Genomic DNA, 15,960 nt, shown 5'->3' with positions numbered 1-15,960 from the left:
CCATTCACCATGGCCGCTCTCTGAAGCCAGGAGCGGCGCATGTTACCCCTGCAACGTATCGATTTTCTGAACCTTCAAGTGCTGGCCCTGCTTGAGGCCATGCCGTCCCCCGGCCTGGCGCCGCATTCGCGCCAGCAACTGCATGGCGACCTTGCCGACTTTTGGGCTGCCACCGACCCGCAGGGCCGTTCGCGAAGCACCCGGCTGGCCGACATCCGCCGCGCGATGATGCACGCCGAGGTGGCCCTGCGCCTGGCCGACCAGACCCTGGACCCGGGCCTGGCCACGCTCATCGGCACCCTTCTGGACCTGCCCCATGCCTGGCAACGCAGCCGCCAACCGTTGCCGCAACGCGCCCAGGTCTACCGACCGGTGCTCTCGCGCAGCAGCCCGGCATGGCGAGCGGCGCTGCCCGGCATGTTCGTGATCGCTACCGGCCAGGAAGAAGGGCAGAACCTGCAGCCCGACCAGGCAACCGGCCCTGTGCTGCTTTGCGGGCTTTGCCAGGGTATCGAGGCCTACCCCTCGCTGGGCGCGTTGCACCAGGAACTGTGCGAACGTCTTGACGATCCACTCCAGAGCACACCGTTGCTGCAATTGCTGGTGGACGAAGCACAGATCGAAAACGCCCGGCAAGCCGACCGCCTGCGCTACCAGTGGTATGCCGATGACCCTTTGCCGGCGCAGGTCGACGCCCTGCTTGAGGCACAGCGCCTGCGCCTGAACCTTGCCTGGGCGACGCTGCAGCCTGACAAGCCAGACGCCACCGAGGCATTGCGCAACGCCATGGCGCTTGCCGTGGCCTCAGGCAGCAAGGCGCTGCTCGACACCCGTTATGCATTGTTGCTTGAGAAAAACCTGCCTGCCTGGCTACGCGCAGCAAGCCCTTCGGCGCTCGCGCACATCATGCAAGGCATGCAGGAACTGGTCGCTGTCGGCCAAAGCGTAGCTGCCCCCGGCATTCTCACGCTCCGCCAGTTCCAGCAACGCAACACGCTGCTGGACTGGGCCAGGGAGCGCGTGCAATCAAGCCTTCGCCACGACCTGGGGTTGAACCTGGCGCCTGCCGACATCCTGGTCAATGTCATTCACACACGCCAGACCGGGCCGTGGATCTACCCGTTGCAGCCATCGAGCTACGTCACCTGGCGCGGATTTGAAAAGGTCAACGATGAAATGGTGGAGGCCGTTCGGGTGAGTTACCCGCTGGATCAGTTGGCGGTACGCAACCTGGCGTGGTTCGACTACGACTACTGGTTGACAGCCCGGGTGATCGCCCGCGATGGCACAACCCTGCCAGCCGGGCTGAGCCCCACTTACATCAAAGCGCTGGTGAGGAAGCTGAATGTGGGGGACGGCTACACCCGTTACCTGCGCACACAGCTGATCGACTCCCCAGACGGCGCATGGCGCCTGCACGCCCACATCAAGGTCAACCGTGCGCGCATGCACGCTGAAGCAGCCAAGGCACGTTACGCCGGGCACCTGTCCCCGGCTTGGGCAGAGCGGGATTACCGCTGGGTGCAACAGGTGCTGGCACAACCGCGCAATACCCTGCGCCCGCGCGTGGACGGGCATGCCGTGGTCGTGCGCCAGTTGCTGGTCAATCAACACTCGGTGCGCGGGGTGCTGCTGCTTGCCAGCGACTCACCCAGCGTCACCTCGTTCGTGTTGTATACGCCAGACGCACCCGACCGGCGCGCCTGGCGCTCGTTCTCGGGTACACGTGACCTGCTGAAGTTGCTGCGCCAGAAACCGGCGCTGCGCACCTATATCACGCAGCGCCTGGAGCTACTGCCGCCATCCTGGGTCGAGCAGCTGCTGCTCCGCGGCCGCCTGGGCAAAGCACTGCAAACACCCGCCATCGATGGCGACCTGTTCCAGGCCTGCTATATGGCTGAAGTCCGTAACATGCTGGCAGCAGCCGATGCTGGCAGCCACAGCACCGCTGAAACCGATGCCGAGCAGGCGCTGAAATTAAGCTGGAGCCTGCTGGACCTGATCAGCATCTCCCTGCCGCTCAAGGTCATGATCCCGCTGTCATTAGGGCGCATGGCGCTGGAAGTCTGGAACGGTGTGGATGCCTATCGCCAGGAGGACCTCAATGGGGTGCTCACCCACGCCTACAATGCCCTCAGCCATGTCACCGACGCTGGTACCAGCCTCGCCAGCACCGGGCTCATGCGCCGCGTCATGCGGGGCCTGCCCAAGCAACCGCCACTGCCACTGCCGTTGCGTTTCAGCGTCACCCCCGAAGCCCGCAACCTGCGTTATCGCATTGAAGGGCTGTACGGCGAGCAAGTGTATGAAAAAGCATCGGCCTTCGAAGGGTTGTCCGAATACTTCGTGCAGGATGCCCAAGGGCGCTATTTCAAGGTGTCGTTCGATGGCAGCCGCTGGCGGGCTATCGACCCAGGCCGACCCGATGCTTACCTCGCCCAACCAATCAAGCGCCTTGCCAACGGCGGCTGGGTGATCGACTCACCCCTGCTGTGGTACGACGGCCTGCCACAGTTGCAGCAACTGTTCGACGATTGCCGCCTGCCGGAACCGCTGACAGGCACCTCGACCGGCCAGGCCGAAGGGCTGTTCCTGGCGCATGACCAGCTTTACCTGCACACCCAGGGCGGGCAACTGCCGTTGCGCCGGCACCTCTTGCCCGAGCACTATCACTTGCACATACCCGAGGCAGCGCAAGCCGGTGTCGTGCCTTGGGCCGTGCTGCGCTGGCAGGACGAGCAATGGCGCATTCGCGTGCGCCAGGCAGGGCGCAGCAGCGAATGGCTACCCCTGCCTGCAACTTACTCGGTGAGTTTTGGCAGCAACCGGTCCAGCCGTTGATGCAAGGCACTGGTACTCGGCCAGTTGCGCAACAGGCGCGCCCGGTCACGGGCATAAGCCGGGGCAAAGCTGAGCTGAGTGGCGTGCTGGCACATGGCATCCAGGTCGATCAGCGACCACTGGCCGTTGTCCCAGAACAAGTTGTGGCCCTTGAAGTCGCCATGGCTGATGCGTTCACGAATCAGCTGCTGCATCACATGCACCAGCGCATCCACCTGCTCCTCCGGCGCCTCGCCGTTCTCCACGTAGGGCGCGAAGCAGGCCGTCAGGTCCGGGCCATCGACATATTCGGTGACCAGGTAGGCACGGCTGCGCAGGCCCATCACACGCTGCTCAAGCACCGCCAACGGCCTGGGCGTGGCAATGTCGAGAAATTCCAGGCGGTGGCCTTCGATCCACGAATGCCAGGCACGGCTCGGGCGCCAGAAGCGCTTGAACCAGTGCGCGGTGTTCTTGATGTTGTAGCGCTTGAGTACCAGCTTGCGCCCGTCCACCTCGATGCGCGCCACGCTGGCGGCACCACCGGTCTTGTACAGGTGGCCCTTGTCGATCAACGCATCCGCCTGCGCCAGCACAGGCTGCATGGCCTGGGCCTCGCTGCGGCGAATCGCCTGCAAGCCCGACAGGGTGCGCTGTACGCTGAACAGGCTGCACTCACGGCCGGCCTTTTCCAGGTAATCCTTCTGCCGCCAGCCGCGCACCTTGTCCACCTGCTTCTGCAAGGCTTCCAGCGGTAGCGCATGTTCGGCATTGGCCAGCAGGTAATGCACCAGCAGCTCTTCGATGAACGGCTCCAGGCGCTTGGGCAACTGAGCGAAGAACACGCCGAGGTTTTCCAGCACGCGTGGGCGCGACAGCTGCTGGCCAGGCGTTTCGGCCTTGATGCCGGCGCCATCGATCAGGTACAGCTTGCCGCCATGACGCAACAGGTTGTCCAGGTGCAGGTCTTCCTGCCACAAACCTTGGGCGTGCATCTGCGCGACAGCGGTGAGCGCTTCGCCCAGCACCAGATGTTGCTCATCGGCCAGGACTGGCAGGTTTTCTACGGCCGCCCAGGCATCGCCCAAGCTTTGTGCGCCGTCGAGAAACTCGAACAGTAGCCAGCCGCCCTCGCCTTCCTTCAAGCCATCAGCCAACAGCTTCGGTGTGGTCAGCCCTTGCTCGGCCAGCAGCTTCACGCCTTGCAGCTCACGCTGGAAATGCCGGGCAGCGCTACCGCCCACCAGCAGCTTGGCCAGCACCGGAGTACCCCGCCAGACACCAGCGCCGACATAGCGCTGGCCCGGCAGCACGCGCAGCAAGCTGAGCAGTTGCAGCTCGGCACTGCCAGCGGCATCGGCCAGTGTGATGCTCAGGGGCAACGACGGGCTGCGCCCGGCATCCTTCAATTCAGACAAACGCATCAGCGGGCCTCTTTTTCACGACGGCGTTGCGTCAGGCGTTGCAGCCAGGTGTCGACCAACGAGCTGTCGGCGGGCTGCGCCAGGTAGGTCCCCAGCAGGGTGCGCACATCGGCCTGGCTCCAGGCCTGGGCGCGGCGCAGCAGTGGTTCCAGGTCCTTCAGGCGGTCACGCATGCCAAACAGCAGAGGCCGGGTTTTTTCCAGGTCGATCAGTTGCGCGTCCCAGCCCTCACGCCGCTGGCGCAGGAAGATGTGCTTGGGGTAGAAGCAGCCGTGCACCTGGCCGGCGCTGTGCAGGGTGCGCGCCAGTTGGCCGCAGGCCTGCACGATGCCATTGCGTTCGGCATCGCCCAGCTGCGGCCACTGGGCCAGCAGGCTGTCGAGGTCGGCCCATTCGTCCAGGGCGCGGGTCATCAGAATCGCACGGTGCTTGCCGCCTTGCTTGCGCTCGCCGTAGAACACGGCCTGCAAGGCAGGAATGTGCAGCTTCTGGTAGCGGCTGATGTTGCGAAATTCACGGGCGAAGGTGGGCTCGCCAAACGGCCGGTGCAGGGTGCGGGTCAGGTAGTCGCTCTGGCGCTTGAGGTAGTAGCCCTTGCCTTCGAGCTCCAGGCGATACACGCTGCTCCAGCCGCCACGGCCGGTGTTGGGTTCATCCACGGCTTCCAGTTGCAGCGCCCACAGCGCCTCGAAGTCGTCCAGGCCATGGCGTTTGAGCAGCGCGAGGTCCGCGCTGGCCAGGTAATCGGTCATTCCCTTCCCTCGAAAAAGCCCAGCACCTGGCGAATGCGCTTTTTATCACGCTCATTCAGCCGGTCGCGGCCACGGTATTGCAGATAGAAGCGCAGGCGCTGGGTGGCCGACAGGTGGTATTTGGCCACTTTGTCCAGGCACGCCAGGTCCTTGATCATCCGGTGCCGCCACATGAAGCCGCGCCAGAAGTCCCCGGTAGGGCAGTCGATGAAGAATAGCGTGCCCTGGTCGTCAACCAGCAGGTTGCGCCACTTCAGGTCGTTATGGGCAAAACGGTGCTCGTGCATCACCCGGGTATGCCGCGCCAACTGGCGGCTGAGGTGATCGACCCAAACACGGTCGGCCAGGCGTGGGTCGTTGCGCTCTGCCAGCGCCGACAGGTCTTCGGTGTGCGGCAGCTCGCGGGTGATCATCGCGCCCCGGCCAAAGGCCAGGCCGTTGCGCTCCAGGCCCCAGGCCACCACTTCGGCAGTGGGAATGCCCCACTTGGCGAACTGCTTGAGGTTTTGCCACTCGGCCTTGATGCGTGGCCGGCCCAGGTAGCGACGCATGTGCTTGCCGGCACCGGTGTAGCGCTTGACGTAATAATTGACCCCGTCGCGCTCGATGCGCACTACCTCGCTGAGCGGGTCGCGGGTCAGGCGTTCGCCTTGCAGGGCGAACACCGCATCGAGGCTGCCGAAGTCCGCCGCCAGGTGTTCATAGCCTGGCGCCAGTGTCCAACCCGCCATCAGAGAGCATCCCCATAGCGTTGCTTGCGGTCGAAGAGTTTTTGCGCCTTGCGCTCCAGCCAGGCGAGCAGTGCGGCTTCGTCCTTGAGGATTTGCCGCAGCGGGCGCTGGAAGTAACCCCGCAAGAAACGCAGCTTGTCGCGCTGGGTAAGGCCAATGTCCAGCGCCGAGAAGTACAGCGCGGCCAGGTCCTTGTCGCGCCAGCGGCGGCTGATTGTCGCTCGGGTTTGCGCGCGGTGCAGGTCGATAACCGACAGTTTGAAGTCATCCGCCGTCACCGGGCGGTCGGTGTGCAGCAGGAAGTGGCAAATGTAGCAGTCGCGGTGGTTGACCCCGGCGCGATGCATGCCGCCGGTCATCTTCGCCACTTCGGCGATCAGCGCACGCTTCAGGCGCGGCTCGGGCGGCTGCTTGAGCCAGTCGATGCTGAAGTCTTCCAGGCTGATGGTCGGCGCCAGCTCTTCGGTGATGATGAACGAGTGCTGTGCGGCCGGGTTGCTGCCACGCTCGCCATAGGCGACTGCGGTCATGGTCGGCACACCCACCTCGTGCAGGCGCTGGATGGCGCGCCATTCCTGGCCGGCACCGAGCACCGGCAACTTGGCGGTGAACAGGTTCTTGAAGATCTCGCCCCAGCCGATGCCGCGGTGGATCTTGACGAAAAAGCCCTCGCCAGCCACCTCGGTGCGCAGCGTGCGGCGCCCTTCCAGCTCGCGATAGACCTCGCCTTGCAGCGCCTCTACGGCGTCGAAGGCATCACGCCCGGCCCACAGGCGTTTGAAGGGTTCGGCCAGTATCAGCTTCATGCGGTTTTCTGCCCCAGGATCACGTCGGCAGCATGCTGCGGCATGCTGTACAGATCGGCGGTTTCAGCGAACGCCAGGCCGTTGCGCGACCAGTTGGCACGGGCCTGCGGGTCTTCGAGCATGCGTTGCAGGTAGCCATTGAGCTGGTCCTGCTCGAATGGCTCATCGAGCACCAGGCCGCTGTCAGCCTCGGCAATGTAGTGGGCGTAGCCGCACACCTTCGACACCAGCACCGGCAGGCCGGCCACCAGCGCTTCGAGCAGCACCGTACCGGTGTTCTCGTTGTACGCCGGGTGAATCAGCAGGTCGGCACCCAGCAGGAAGCGCGGAATGTCGCTGCGGCCCTTGAGGAACTGCACCTGGTCGCCCAGGCCCAGGGTGGCGCTCTGCAGCTGGAACACCTTGGGGTCGTCCTGGCCGATCACCATCAGTTTCGTGCGCTTGCGCAAGGCCGAAGGCAGCGCGGCCAGCGCCTTGAGGCTGCGGTCCACACCCTTGGTCTTGAAGCCCGAGCCAATCTGCACCAGCAGCAGGTCGTCATCGCCCAGGTTGAATTCCTTGCGGAACTCAGCGCGGATTTCGGCGGCATTGGCCGGCGCACGGCGGTCCTGGGAGATGCCGGGCGGCAGCAGGTGGAAGCGTTCCACCGGCGTGCCGTAATGCTTGATGAACAGCGGCTGCTGCACTTCGGAAATCATCAGCACTTCAGTGTGGGCGTCCTTGGCGAACACCGCACGCTCGTACTCGGCAAAGTGCCGGTAGCGGCCCCAGCGGCGGTACAGGCCTCCACGCAGGGTCTGCGCCTTGTCCTCGAAGCAGCCGTCGGCGGCGTAGTACACGTCCAGCCCCGGCATCTTGTTGAAACCGATCAGGCGGTCGACCGGGCGCTTGGCCAGGTCAGCGGCCATCCACGCGCTGAGTTTCTCGTTGCGACGGTGATTGAAGATCGCCTTCACCGGCGCCACCAGTACTTCAAAGCCCGGTGGAATGTCACCTTCCCAGATCAACGTGTACACACGGATCTGATGGCCCCGCTTCTGGCATTCCAGGGCAATGCGCATGAAATCGCGCTGCAGGCCGCCGAAGGGGAAATATTTGTAAAGCACGAAAGCCAGTTGCATCAACGGACATCCTCAGCCAGCAGCAACGCGCTCAAGCGGCTCGCCACATGCTCGGGATTCAGGCGAGTGAAGCACAGTGGCCACTCGCGTTTCGGATCGAACCGGCGCAGGTCATCGGCGCTCGGTTTGTAGGTGCACTTCTTCTGCAGGCAGGGAGCGCAAGGCCAGTCACTGGCCTGGTGGATCTGGGTCCGTCCGTAGGCGCCAGTCAGGCCCGGGTTGGTCGGGCCAAACAGCGAAATGGTCGGCACATCGAGTGCCGCCGCCAGGTGGCCAAGGCCGGTATCGACCGCCACGCAGGCTTTTGCCGCCGCCAATACACGCGCTACGCCGGCAAGGTTCAATTTGGGGAGCACCTGGCAGTTGTTCAAGCCCTGTGCGATACGCTCGGCCCGTGCCTTCTCGGCCGGGTTGCCCCATGGCAGGCGCACTTCCAGCTTGCGCCGGCCCATGCGTTCGGCCAGCTCACGCCAGTAGGCTTCGGGCCAGTGCTTGGTCGCCCAGGTGGTACCGTGCAGGAATACCACGTAAGGGGCGGCTGGCGGCAGTTGCAGCCGGTCGAGGTCCAGGCCGTAGTTGCCGATACCTTCCGGCAGGTCGTAGGCCAGGGCCATGGCGAACAATTGGCGTACGCGCTCCACCGCATGCTGGCCCGTGGCAACCGACAGGCGCCGGTCATAGAAGCGGCTGGCCAGGCCCTCGCGCGCCGAGTAGCGGTCCAGGCCGGCGACCGGGGCCTTCACATAGCGGGTCAGCCAGGCCGACTTGACCAAGCCCTGGGCGTCGATCACCAGGTCGTACGTATGCTCGCGCATACGCTGCTTGAACGCCTTCCACTCGCCACTCTTGACGGTTTGCCAAAGGTTCTTGCGCCAGCGCCGGATGGCCACCGGGATAACCTTGTCTACCGCCGGATGCCAGCTGGGGATTTCGGCGAAGCCTTCTTCCACCACCCAGTCAAAACGGATGCCCGGGATGGCATGGGCGGCATCGGTAAGCGCCGGCAGGGTGTGGATCACATCACCCAGCGACGAGGTCTTGATGATCAGTACCCGCACTTAGTCGACCTCGGCCACGGTATCGATCAGGTCCGGCCCGCTCAGACTGTGCAGGGCGGCGATTACTTTGCCCGGCTCCAGCAGGCGCAGGCAGTTGTAGTGGCCGAAACGGCAAGTACGGTCGAAGCACGGGCTGCACTCGATACCGGTGCGCACTACTTCCACCTGCTCGGCCAGCGGCGGGGTAAAGCCGGGCGAGGTCGAGCCGTATACCGCCACCAGCGGGCGGTTCAGCGCGGCAGCCACATGCATCAGGCCGGAGTCGTTGGACACCACGGCGTGGGCGCAGGACATCAGGTCGATGGCCTCGGCCAGCGAGGTTTCACCGGCCAGGTTGGACGATTCTTCACGCAAGCCCGGGATCAGCCGGTCGCGGATCTGCTCACCCACCGGGTGATCGTTCTTCGAGCCGAACAGCCACACCTGCCAACCCTGGCGGATCATCGCGTCGGCCACGGCAGCGTAATGCTCGGAAGGCCAGCGCTTGGCCTCGCCGAACTCGGCACCTGGGCACAGCGCCAGCACCGGGCGGTCCAGCTCCAGGCCGAACTTGGCCAGTGCCGCTTCGCGGCTTTGTGCTTCGATCTGCAGGCTGGGGCGCGGGTACGGCTGCGGCAGCTCGGCGCCGGGCGCGTAGGCCAGGGCCATGAAGCGCTCGATCATCAGCGGGTAACGGGCCTTGTCCAGCTTGCGCACATCGTTCAGCAGGCCGAAGCGCATTTCGCCGCGCCAGCCGGTGCGTTTAGGGATACCGGCGAAGAACGGTACCAATGCCGATTTCAGCGAGTTGGGCAGCAGGATGGCCTGGTCGTACTGGCCGGCCAGGGACTTGCCGATGCGACGGCGCGTGGCCAGCTCCAGTGCGCCATGGCCGAGCGGGAAGCTCAAGGCCTGGCGAACCTCGGGCATGCGCTCCAGGATCGGCCGGCTCCACTCGGGGGCCAGCACGTCGATCACGCAGTCGGGGTGCTGCTGTTTCAGGCACTGGAACAGGGTCTGCGCCATCACCATGTCGCCGACCCAGCTGGGGCCAATGATCAGTATTCTCATGCTTAGTCCAGAAACGCTCGGGGAGGCTACAGACTGCGGTACAGCCTGGCCTCCCCTCTTTATATTCAGGCTATGTGGCGGACAGTGTACCACCGGTGGTGGGACATGGACCTTTGGGGCTGCTTTGCAGCCCATCGCGACACAAGGCCGCTCCTACAAGGGAATGCGATCCCTGTAGGAGCGGCCTTGTGTCGCGATGGGCCGCAAAGCGGCCCCAACATTCTCAAGTCAAACCCAATTCACCCCAGATCCGCCGCACTTCACGGCGTTCATCGGCAAACTGCGCCGCGTCGATCACCCCGGCCTGCTTCTGCAAGGCCTGGCGGTGCGAGGCCGAACGGAACGCTTTGTACACTTCACGCAACAGCACCGCGTCACTGGCCGGCATCAAACCTGCCTGCTCCAGCTCTTCCAGAATGCGGATGTTATCGGTCCATCGGAGTATGGCCGGGTGGTCGTGGGACCAGGCCAAAGCGGCGTATTGCACCATAAATTCGATATCGACGATACCGCCGGCATCCTGCTTGATATCGAAGGGTACACCGGCCTCGAAGGCGTTGGCCGCCGTACCGGCAGCCGTGGCCTTGGTACCGAGGTTTTCGCGCATCTTGGCGCGCATTTCACTCACTTCGGTGCGCAGTTTTTCCAGATCGCGGGCTTGCCCCAGCACCTTGGCGCGCACGCCTTCGAACGCCGAACCTACCTGCTTGCAACCCACCAGCACGCGGGCCCGCACCAGGGCCTGGTGCTCCCAGGTCCAGGCTTCGTTCTGCTGGTAGCGCTCGAAGGCGCCCAGCGAGCTCACCAGCAGGCCGGAAGCACCGGACGGGCGCAGGCGCATATCCACGTCATACAGCTGGCCCGAGTTGGTCTGGGTGGTCAGCAGGTGAATGATGCGCTGGCCTAGGCGGGTGAAGAACTGCGCGCTGTCGATGGGCTTGGCGCCGTCGGTTTCCTCTTGCGGGTCGCCGTCGTGAATGAACACCAGGTCCAGGTCCGAGCCATGCCCCAGCTCCAGCCCGCCGACCTTGCCGTAACCAATAATGATGAAGCCCGGGTCGCACAGACTGCCGTCACTGCGCTTGGGCTGGCCGTGGCGGGCCACAGTCTGGCGCCAGGCCAGGGCCAGCACTTGGTCAAGAATGGCTTCGGCCAGCCAGGTCAGGTAGTCGCTGACTTTCATCAACGGCAAGTTGCCGCTGATTTCCGAAGCAGCCACACGCAGGCTATGCGCCAGTTTGAAGTGGCGCAGCGCTTCCATCTGCTGCTCCAGGTCGTCTTCAGGGATGCGCGTCAGGCGTTCGCGCAGCTCGCTGGCCAGCTCTGGGGCCAGGGGTGGGCTGAACAAGCGGCCTTCGTTAAGCAGCTCATCGAGCAGCAACGGGTAAAGGGCGATCTGCTCGGCAATCCATGGGCTGGCAGCGCACAAGGTCAGCAGGCGACGCAGGGCACCCGGGTTTTCGGTGAGCAGCACCAGATAAGCCGAACGCCGCGCCACGGCTTCGACCAGCGGCAGCACACGTTCCAGCACCAGGTCAGGGTTGTCGTGCTCCACCGCTTGGGCCAGCAAGCGTGGAATGAAGGCATCAAGCCGCTCGCGGCCAATACGCTGCATCGAACGCAGTTGCGGGCTGGAGCGCAGCCCGGCCAGGCGCCGCAAGGCTTCCACAGGTTGCTTGAACCCGGCCTCTTGCAGCTGCCGGCCAGCGGCTTCCTCGTCCTGCGCCTGCTCCCACAGCGGCGACCATTCGCCACCTACCACCAGTTCGCCTTCACCGTCTTCATCATCCGGGTCGGCGATCACCTGGCGGAAGTGCCAGTCGATACGGCCACGCCAGTACGTCAGCTGGTCGTGGAAGCTTTGCCAGTCGGCAAAGCCAAGGATGTACGCCACCCGCGCCTTGTCAGTCTCATCATCGGGCAACATCTGCGTCTGGCGGTCGGCAATGGCCTGGATGGCGTGCTCGGTATAACGCAGGAATTCATAACCCTCGCGCAGCTCGGCCACCACCACTGGCGGCAGATAACCCTGGCCCTCCAGGGTGGCCAGTACCTTTAGCAGCGGCCGCTGCTGCAAGCTGAGGTCACGCCCGCCGTGGATCAGCTGGAAGGCCTGGGCAATGAACTCCACCTCACGGATGCCACCGGCGCCCAGCTTGATGTTGTCGGCCATCCCCTTGCGCCGTACCTCTTGCTGGATCAGCTGCTTCATGGTGCGCAGCGCTTCGATGGCGGAAAAGTCAAGGTAACGGCGGTACACGAACGGGCGCAACATTTCCTGCAACTGCGCACCGGCAGCCTGGTCACCGGCCACCACCCGCGCCTTGATCATGGCATAGCGTTCCCAGTCGCGGCCCTGGTCCTGGTAGTACTGTTCCAGGGCATTGAAGCTGAGCACCAGCGCCCCGGCCGAACCATAGGGGCGCAGGCGCATGTCGACACGGAACACGAAACCGTCGACGGTGACCGGGTCCAGCGCCTTGATCAACCGCTGGCCCAAGCGGGTGAAGAACTCCTGGTTTTCCAGCGAGCGCTTCACCCCTTCGGTTTCGCCACCCTCAGGGAAGCCGAAGATCAGGTCGATGTCCGACGACAGGTTCAGCTCCACCGCCCCCAGCTTGCCCATGCCCAGCACCACCATGTGCTGTGGCTGGCCGCTGCGGTTGCCGATGGGCGTGCCGAACTGCTGGCAATGGCGCGGGTACAGCCATTGGTAGGCTTCGTCGATGGCGGCATCGGCAAGGTCGGACAGGTCGCGGCAGGTTTCACCCAGCTCGGCCTGGCGGGTGATGTCGCGCCAGATGATGCGCAGTTGCTGGCGATTGCGCTCACGGCGCAGGTTGCGCGCCAGCTCGTCGTCGCTTTGCGCCGCGTTGGCAGCCGCGGCGATCTGCCCGCGCAACTCACCCGGTGCGTAACGGCGCGCCAACTCGCCACTGGCCAGCAAGTCGAACAGCATCGCCGGCTCACGCTGGGCCAGGCCAAGGACAAAGTCGCTGGCGGCGGCAACCTGATCAAACTGCTGCCGGTGGGCCGGGCTCCATGTAGCCAGGTCGAGTTCCGGATGGGCGACTACCGCATCACTGAGGAATTGCTGGTTACGAGCGACCAGTGGTTGGAGGATGGCGGGCAGGTCGGGCGGCAAAGGCAGGCGCATGGTCTATCCTTGATCGGCGTGAATTAGAGGGGAAAAAGCGGCCAAGGGGAGACCGGACCACGGTTGGACTGTCGTACAAAAGTTGGAAATAGCTGAAAAAAACGAAAACTTGGCAACAATCATCAAGAACCACCCGTTCGCGACACAATGCCAACCACCATGAACGTTTTTCCTCACAAGCCAAGGTGCGACCAAACGTCGCACAAATGTAGTTTTACTACTACTCGTGTCGTGTAAAAGCATGAAATGCGAAAGCAAATGTAGTAAAACTACACGGCGCCGGATGACACCCCGGTAATCCAAGAATTCACGACGTCTGCCCATAAGGCCAGTCGCAATCTCAGGCAATCGATTCTGGTTGCCTTTCCGCCCTGGAGCAAGCCATGCAAGACCTCGATCCAATCGAAACCCAGGAATGGCTGGATGCCCTGGAGTCGGTCCTCGACAAAGAAGGCGAAGACCGCGCTCATTACCTGATGACCCGTATGGGCGAGCTGGCCACCCGTAGTGGCTCCCAGCTGCCGTATGCGATCACCACGCCATACCGCAACACCATCCCTGTCACCCACGAAGCACGCATGCCTGGCGACCTGTTCATGGAACGCCGCATTCGCTCGATGGTGCGTTGGAACGCCCTGGCCATGGTCATGCGCACCAACCTGAAAGACTCGGACCTGGGCGGACACATCTCCAGCTTCGCCTCCAGCGCCACCCTGTACGACATCGGCTTCAACTACTTCTTCCAGGCCCCGACCGACGAACACGGCGGCGACCTGGTGTTCTTCCAGGGCCACGCTTCGCCAGGCGTCTACGCCCGCGCCTTCATGGAAGGCCGCATCAACGAAGAGCAGATGAACAACTTCCGTCAGGAAGTGGACGGCAACGGCCTGTCTTCGTACCCGCACCCATGGCTGATGCCTGACTTCTGGCAGTTCCCGACCGTATCGATGGGTCTGGGCCCGATCCAGGCCATCTACCAGGCACGCTTCATGAAGTACCTGGAAGCGCGCGGCTTCATCCCGGCCGGCAAACAGAAGGTCTGGTGCTTCATGGGCGACGGCGAGTGCGACGAGCCGGAATCCCTGGGCGCAATCGCCCTGGCCGGCCGCGAGAAGCTGGACAACCTGATCTTCGTCATCAACTGCAACCTGCAGCGCCTCGACGGCCCGGTTCGCGGCAACGGCAAGATCATCCAGGAACTCGAAGGCGTGTTCCGTGGCGGTGGCTGGAACGTCAACAAAGTCGTTTGGGGCCGTTTCTGGGACCCACTGCTGGCCAAGGACACCAACGGTGCCCTGCAGCGCCGCATGGACGAAGTCATCGACGGCGAGTACCAGAACTACAAAGCCAAAGACGGCGCGTACGTTCGTGAAAACTTCTTCAACACCCCAGAGCTCAAGGCCATGGTCGAAGACCTGTCCGACGACGAGATCTGGAAGCTCAACCGTGGCGGCCACGACCCGTACAAGGTCTACGCGGCGTACCACCAGGCTGTTAACCACAAAGAGCAGCCAACCGTTATCCTGGCCAAGACCATCAAGGGTTACGGCACCGGTGCTGGCGAAGCCAAGAACACCGCGCACAACACCAAGAAGGTCGACGTCGACAGCCTGCGCCACTTCCGTGACCGCTTCGACATCCCGGTCAAGGATGCCGACCTTGAGAACCTGCCGTTCTTCAAGCCGGAAGAAGGTTCTGCCGAAGCCAAGTACCTGGCCGAGCGCCGTGCTGCCCTGGGCGGTTTCGTGCCTCAGCGCCGCGCCAAGAGCTTCAGCGTGCCGACCCCGCCACTGGAAACGCTGAAAGCGATCCTGGACGGCTCGGGCGACCGCGAAATCTCCACCACCATGGCCTTCGTGCGCATCCTGGCGCAGCTGGTCAAGGACAAGGACATCGGCCAGCGCATCGTCCCGATCATCCCGGACGAAGCCCGTACCTTCGGTATGGAAGGCATGTTCCGCCAGCTGGGCATCTACTCGTCGGTCGGCCAGCTCTACGAGCCAGTCGATAAAGACCAGGTGATGTTCTACCGCGAAGACAAGAAGGGCCAGATCCTCGAGGAAGGCATCAACGAAGCCGGCGCCATGTCGTCGTTCATCGCTGCCGGTACCTCGTACAGCTGCCACAACCAGCCGATGCTGCCGTTCTACATCTTCTACTCGATGTTCGGCTTCCAGCGCATTGGCGACCTGGCCTGGGCCGCTGGCGACAGCCGCACCCGTGGCTTCCTGATCGGCGGTACCGCCGGCCGTACCACCCTGAACGGTGAAGGCCTGCAGCACGAAGACGGTCACAGCCACATGATGGCGGGCACCATCCCGAACTGCCGCACCTACGATCCAACCTACGGCTACGAGCTGGCGGTGATCATCCAGGACGGCATGAAGAAGATGACCGAAGAGCAACAGGACATCTTCTACTACATCACCGTGATGAACGAATCCTACCAGCAGCCAGCCATGCCGGCCGGTGTCGAGGAAGGCATCATCAAGGGCATGTACCTGCTGGAAGAAGACACCCGCGAAGCCGCGCACCACGTTCAGCTGATGGGCTCCGGCACCATCCTGCGCGAAGTCCGCGAAGCCGCGAAGATCCTGCGTGAAGAGTTCAACGTCGGTGCCGACGTGTGGAGCGTCACCAGCTTCAACGAACTGCGCCGCGACGGCCTGGCCGTAGAACGCGCCAACCGCCTGAAGCCTGGCCAGAAGCCACAAGAGACCTACGTCGAGCAGTGCCTGAACGGTCGCAAAGGCCCGGTCATCGCCTCTACCGACTACATGAAGCTGTTCGCCGAACAGATTCGCCAGTGGGTACCGAGCAAAGAGTTCAAGGTCCTGGGTACCGACGGTTACGGTCGCAGCGACAGCCGCAAGAAGCTGCGTCACTTCTTCGAAGTCGACCGCCACTTCGTGGTGCTGGCTGCCCTGGAAGCCCTGGCTGACCGTGGCGAGATCGAACCCAAGGTTGTTGCAGACGCTATCGTCAAGTTCGGTATCGACCCGGACAAGCGCAACCCACTGGACTGCTGAGGAGTATTTTTA

Annotated in this window: 10 protein-coding genes; 2 read left to right on the top strand and 8 right to left on the bottom strand. The window is 63.6% G+C overall.

All coding sequences use genetic code 11. The features are described 5' to 3' along the window. Window positions 1–39 precede the first annotated feature (39 nt). Entirely contained in the window at window positions 40–2,841 is a 2,802-nt protein-coding gene (locus ACQKPZ_RS18235) for a dermonecrotic toxin domain-containing protein (RefSeq protein ID WP_427540737.1), read from the top strand. Here the strand turns inward: ACQKPZ_RS18235 and ACQKPZ_RS18230 are convergent. The 8 genes from ACQKPZ_RS18230 to glnE form a co-directional block, all read right to left on the bottom strand. Further along, a complete protein-coding gene (locus ACQKPZ_RS18230; protein WP_427540734.1) occupies window positions 2,802–4,244 on the bottom strand; it encodes a lipopolysaccharide kinase InaA family protein in 1,443 nt (480 codons plus the stop codon). The genes ACQKPZ_RS18235 and ACQKPZ_RS18230 overlap by 40 nt on opposite strands. Continuing rightward, the gene (locus ACQKPZ_RS18225) at window positions 4,244–4,996 is read right to left on the bottom strand and encodes a lipopolysaccharide kinase InaA family protein (protein WP_427540732.1); all 753 of its coding nucleotides are present in this window, start codon (window positions 4,994–4,996) and stop codon (window positions 4,244–4,246) included. Before ACQKPZ_RS18225 ends, ACQKPZ_RS18230 begins: the two co-directional genes overlap by 1 nt. Then, window positions 4,993–5,727, bottom strand: coding sequence for a lipopolysaccharide kinase InaA family protein (locus ACQKPZ_RS18220; protein ID WP_427540729.1), 735 nt, complete (start codon window positions 5,725–5,727; stop codon window positions 4,993–4,995). The genes ACQKPZ_RS18225 and ACQKPZ_RS18220 overlap by 4 nt, the downstream gene beginning before the upstream one ends. After that, the gene (gene rfaP, locus ACQKPZ_RS18215) at window positions 5,727–6,533 is read right to left on the bottom strand and encodes a lipopolysaccharide core heptose(I) kinase RfaP (RefSeq protein WP_427540726.1); all 807 of its coding nucleotides are present in this window, start codon (window positions 6,531–6,533) and stop codon (window positions 5,727–5,729) included. Before rfaP ends, ACQKPZ_RS18220 begins: the two co-directional genes overlap by 1 nt. Further along, complete coding sequence (locus tag ACQKPZ_RS18210) at window positions 6,530–7,654, bottom strand: glycosyltransferase family 4 protein (protein ID WP_427540723.1); 1,125 nt, start codon at window positions 7,652–7,654, stop codon at window positions 6,530–6,532. The genes rfaP and ACQKPZ_RS18210 overlap by 4 nt, the downstream gene beginning before the upstream one ends. Beyond that, a complete protein-coding gene (gene waaC, locus ACQKPZ_RS18205; RefSeq protein ID WP_427540720.1) occupies window positions 7,654–8,712 on the bottom strand; it encodes a lipopolysaccharide heptosyltransferase I in 1,059 nt (352 codons plus the stop codon). Before waaC ends, ACQKPZ_RS18210 begins: the two co-directional genes overlap by 1 nt. Continuing rightward, on the bottom strand, window positions 8,713–9,762 hold the full coding sequence (gene waaF / locus ACQKPZ_RS18200) for a lipopolysaccharide heptosyltransferase II (RefSeq protein WP_391136557.1): 1,050 nt from the start codon (window positions 9,760–9,762) through the stop codon (window positions 8,713–8,715). Between the two features lie 223 nt (window positions 9,763–9,985). Continuing rightward, window positions 9,986–12,919: a bifunctional [glutamate--ammonia ligase]-adenylyl-L-tyrosine phosphorylase/[glutamate--ammonia-ligase] adenylyltransferase gene (gene glnE, locus ACQKPZ_RS18195; protein ID WP_427540717.1), complete on the bottom strand. Its 2,934-nt coding sequence runs from the start codon at window positions 12,917–12,919 to the stop codon at window positions 9,986–9,988. Between the two features lie 383 nt (window positions 12,920–13,302). On the opposite strand from glnE, the gene aceE reads away from it, so the two are divergent. After that, on the top strand, window positions 13,303–15,948 hold the full coding sequence (gene aceE / locus ACQKPZ_RS18190) for a pyruvate dehydrogenase (acetyl-transferring), homodimeric type (protein ID WP_391136551.1): 2,646 nt from the start codon (window positions 13,303–13,305) through the stop codon (window positions 15,946–15,948). The last annotated feature ends 12 nt before the right edge of the window (window positions 15,949–15,960 follow it).

The organism is Pseudomonas sp. NPDC089547 (assembly GCF_050280665.1).
In the GTDB taxonomy this organism is placed as follows: Bacteria; Pseudomonadota; Gammaproteobacteria; order Pseudomonadales; family Pseudomonadaceae; genus Aquipseudomonas.
The sequence above is the reverse complement of the archived record's forward strand: the minus strand, read 5'-3'. Positions and strand labels throughout refer to the sequence as shown.

What these genes read in the sequence shown, in the direction of transcription:
- rfaP (WP_427540726.1), bottom strand. Translation starts at nt 6,533, where the DNA reads ATGAAGCTGATACTGGCCGAACCCTTCAAACGCCTGTGGGCCGGGCGT.
- glnE (WP_427540717.1), bottom strand. Translation starts at nt 12,919, where the DNA reads ATGCGCCTGCCTTTGCCGCCCGACCTGCCCGCCATCCTCCAACCACTG.
- ACQKPZ_RS18235 (WP_427540737.1), top strand. Translation starts at nt 40, where the DNA reads ATGTTACCCCTGCAACGTATCGATTTTCTGAACCTTCAAGTGCTGGCC.
- ACQKPZ_RS18220 (WP_427540729.1), bottom strand. Translation starts at nt 5,727, where the DNA reads ATGGCGGGTTGGACACTGGCGCCAGGCTATGAACACCTGGCGGCGGAC.
- aceE (WP_391136551.1), top strand. Translation starts at nt 13,303, where the DNA reads ATGCAAGACCTCGATCCAATCGAAACCCAGGAATGGCTGGATGCCCTG.
- waaF (WP_391136557.1), bottom strand. Translation starts at nt 9,762, where the DNA reads ATGAGAATACTGATCATTGGCCCCAGCTGGGTCGGCGACATGGTGATG.
- ACQKPZ_RS18210 (WP_427540723.1), bottom strand. Translation starts at nt 7,654, where the DNA reads ATGCAACTGGCTTTCGTGCTTTACAAATATTTCCCCTTCGGCGGCCTG.
- ACQKPZ_RS18225 (WP_427540732.1), bottom strand. Translation starts at nt 4,996, where the DNA reads ATGACCGATTACCTGGCCAGCGCGGACCTCGCGCTGCTCAAACGCCAT.
- ACQKPZ_RS18230 (WP_427540734.1), bottom strand. Translation starts at nt 4,244, where the DNA reads ATGCGTTTGTCTGAATTGAAGGATGCCGGGCGCAGCCCGTCGTTGCCC.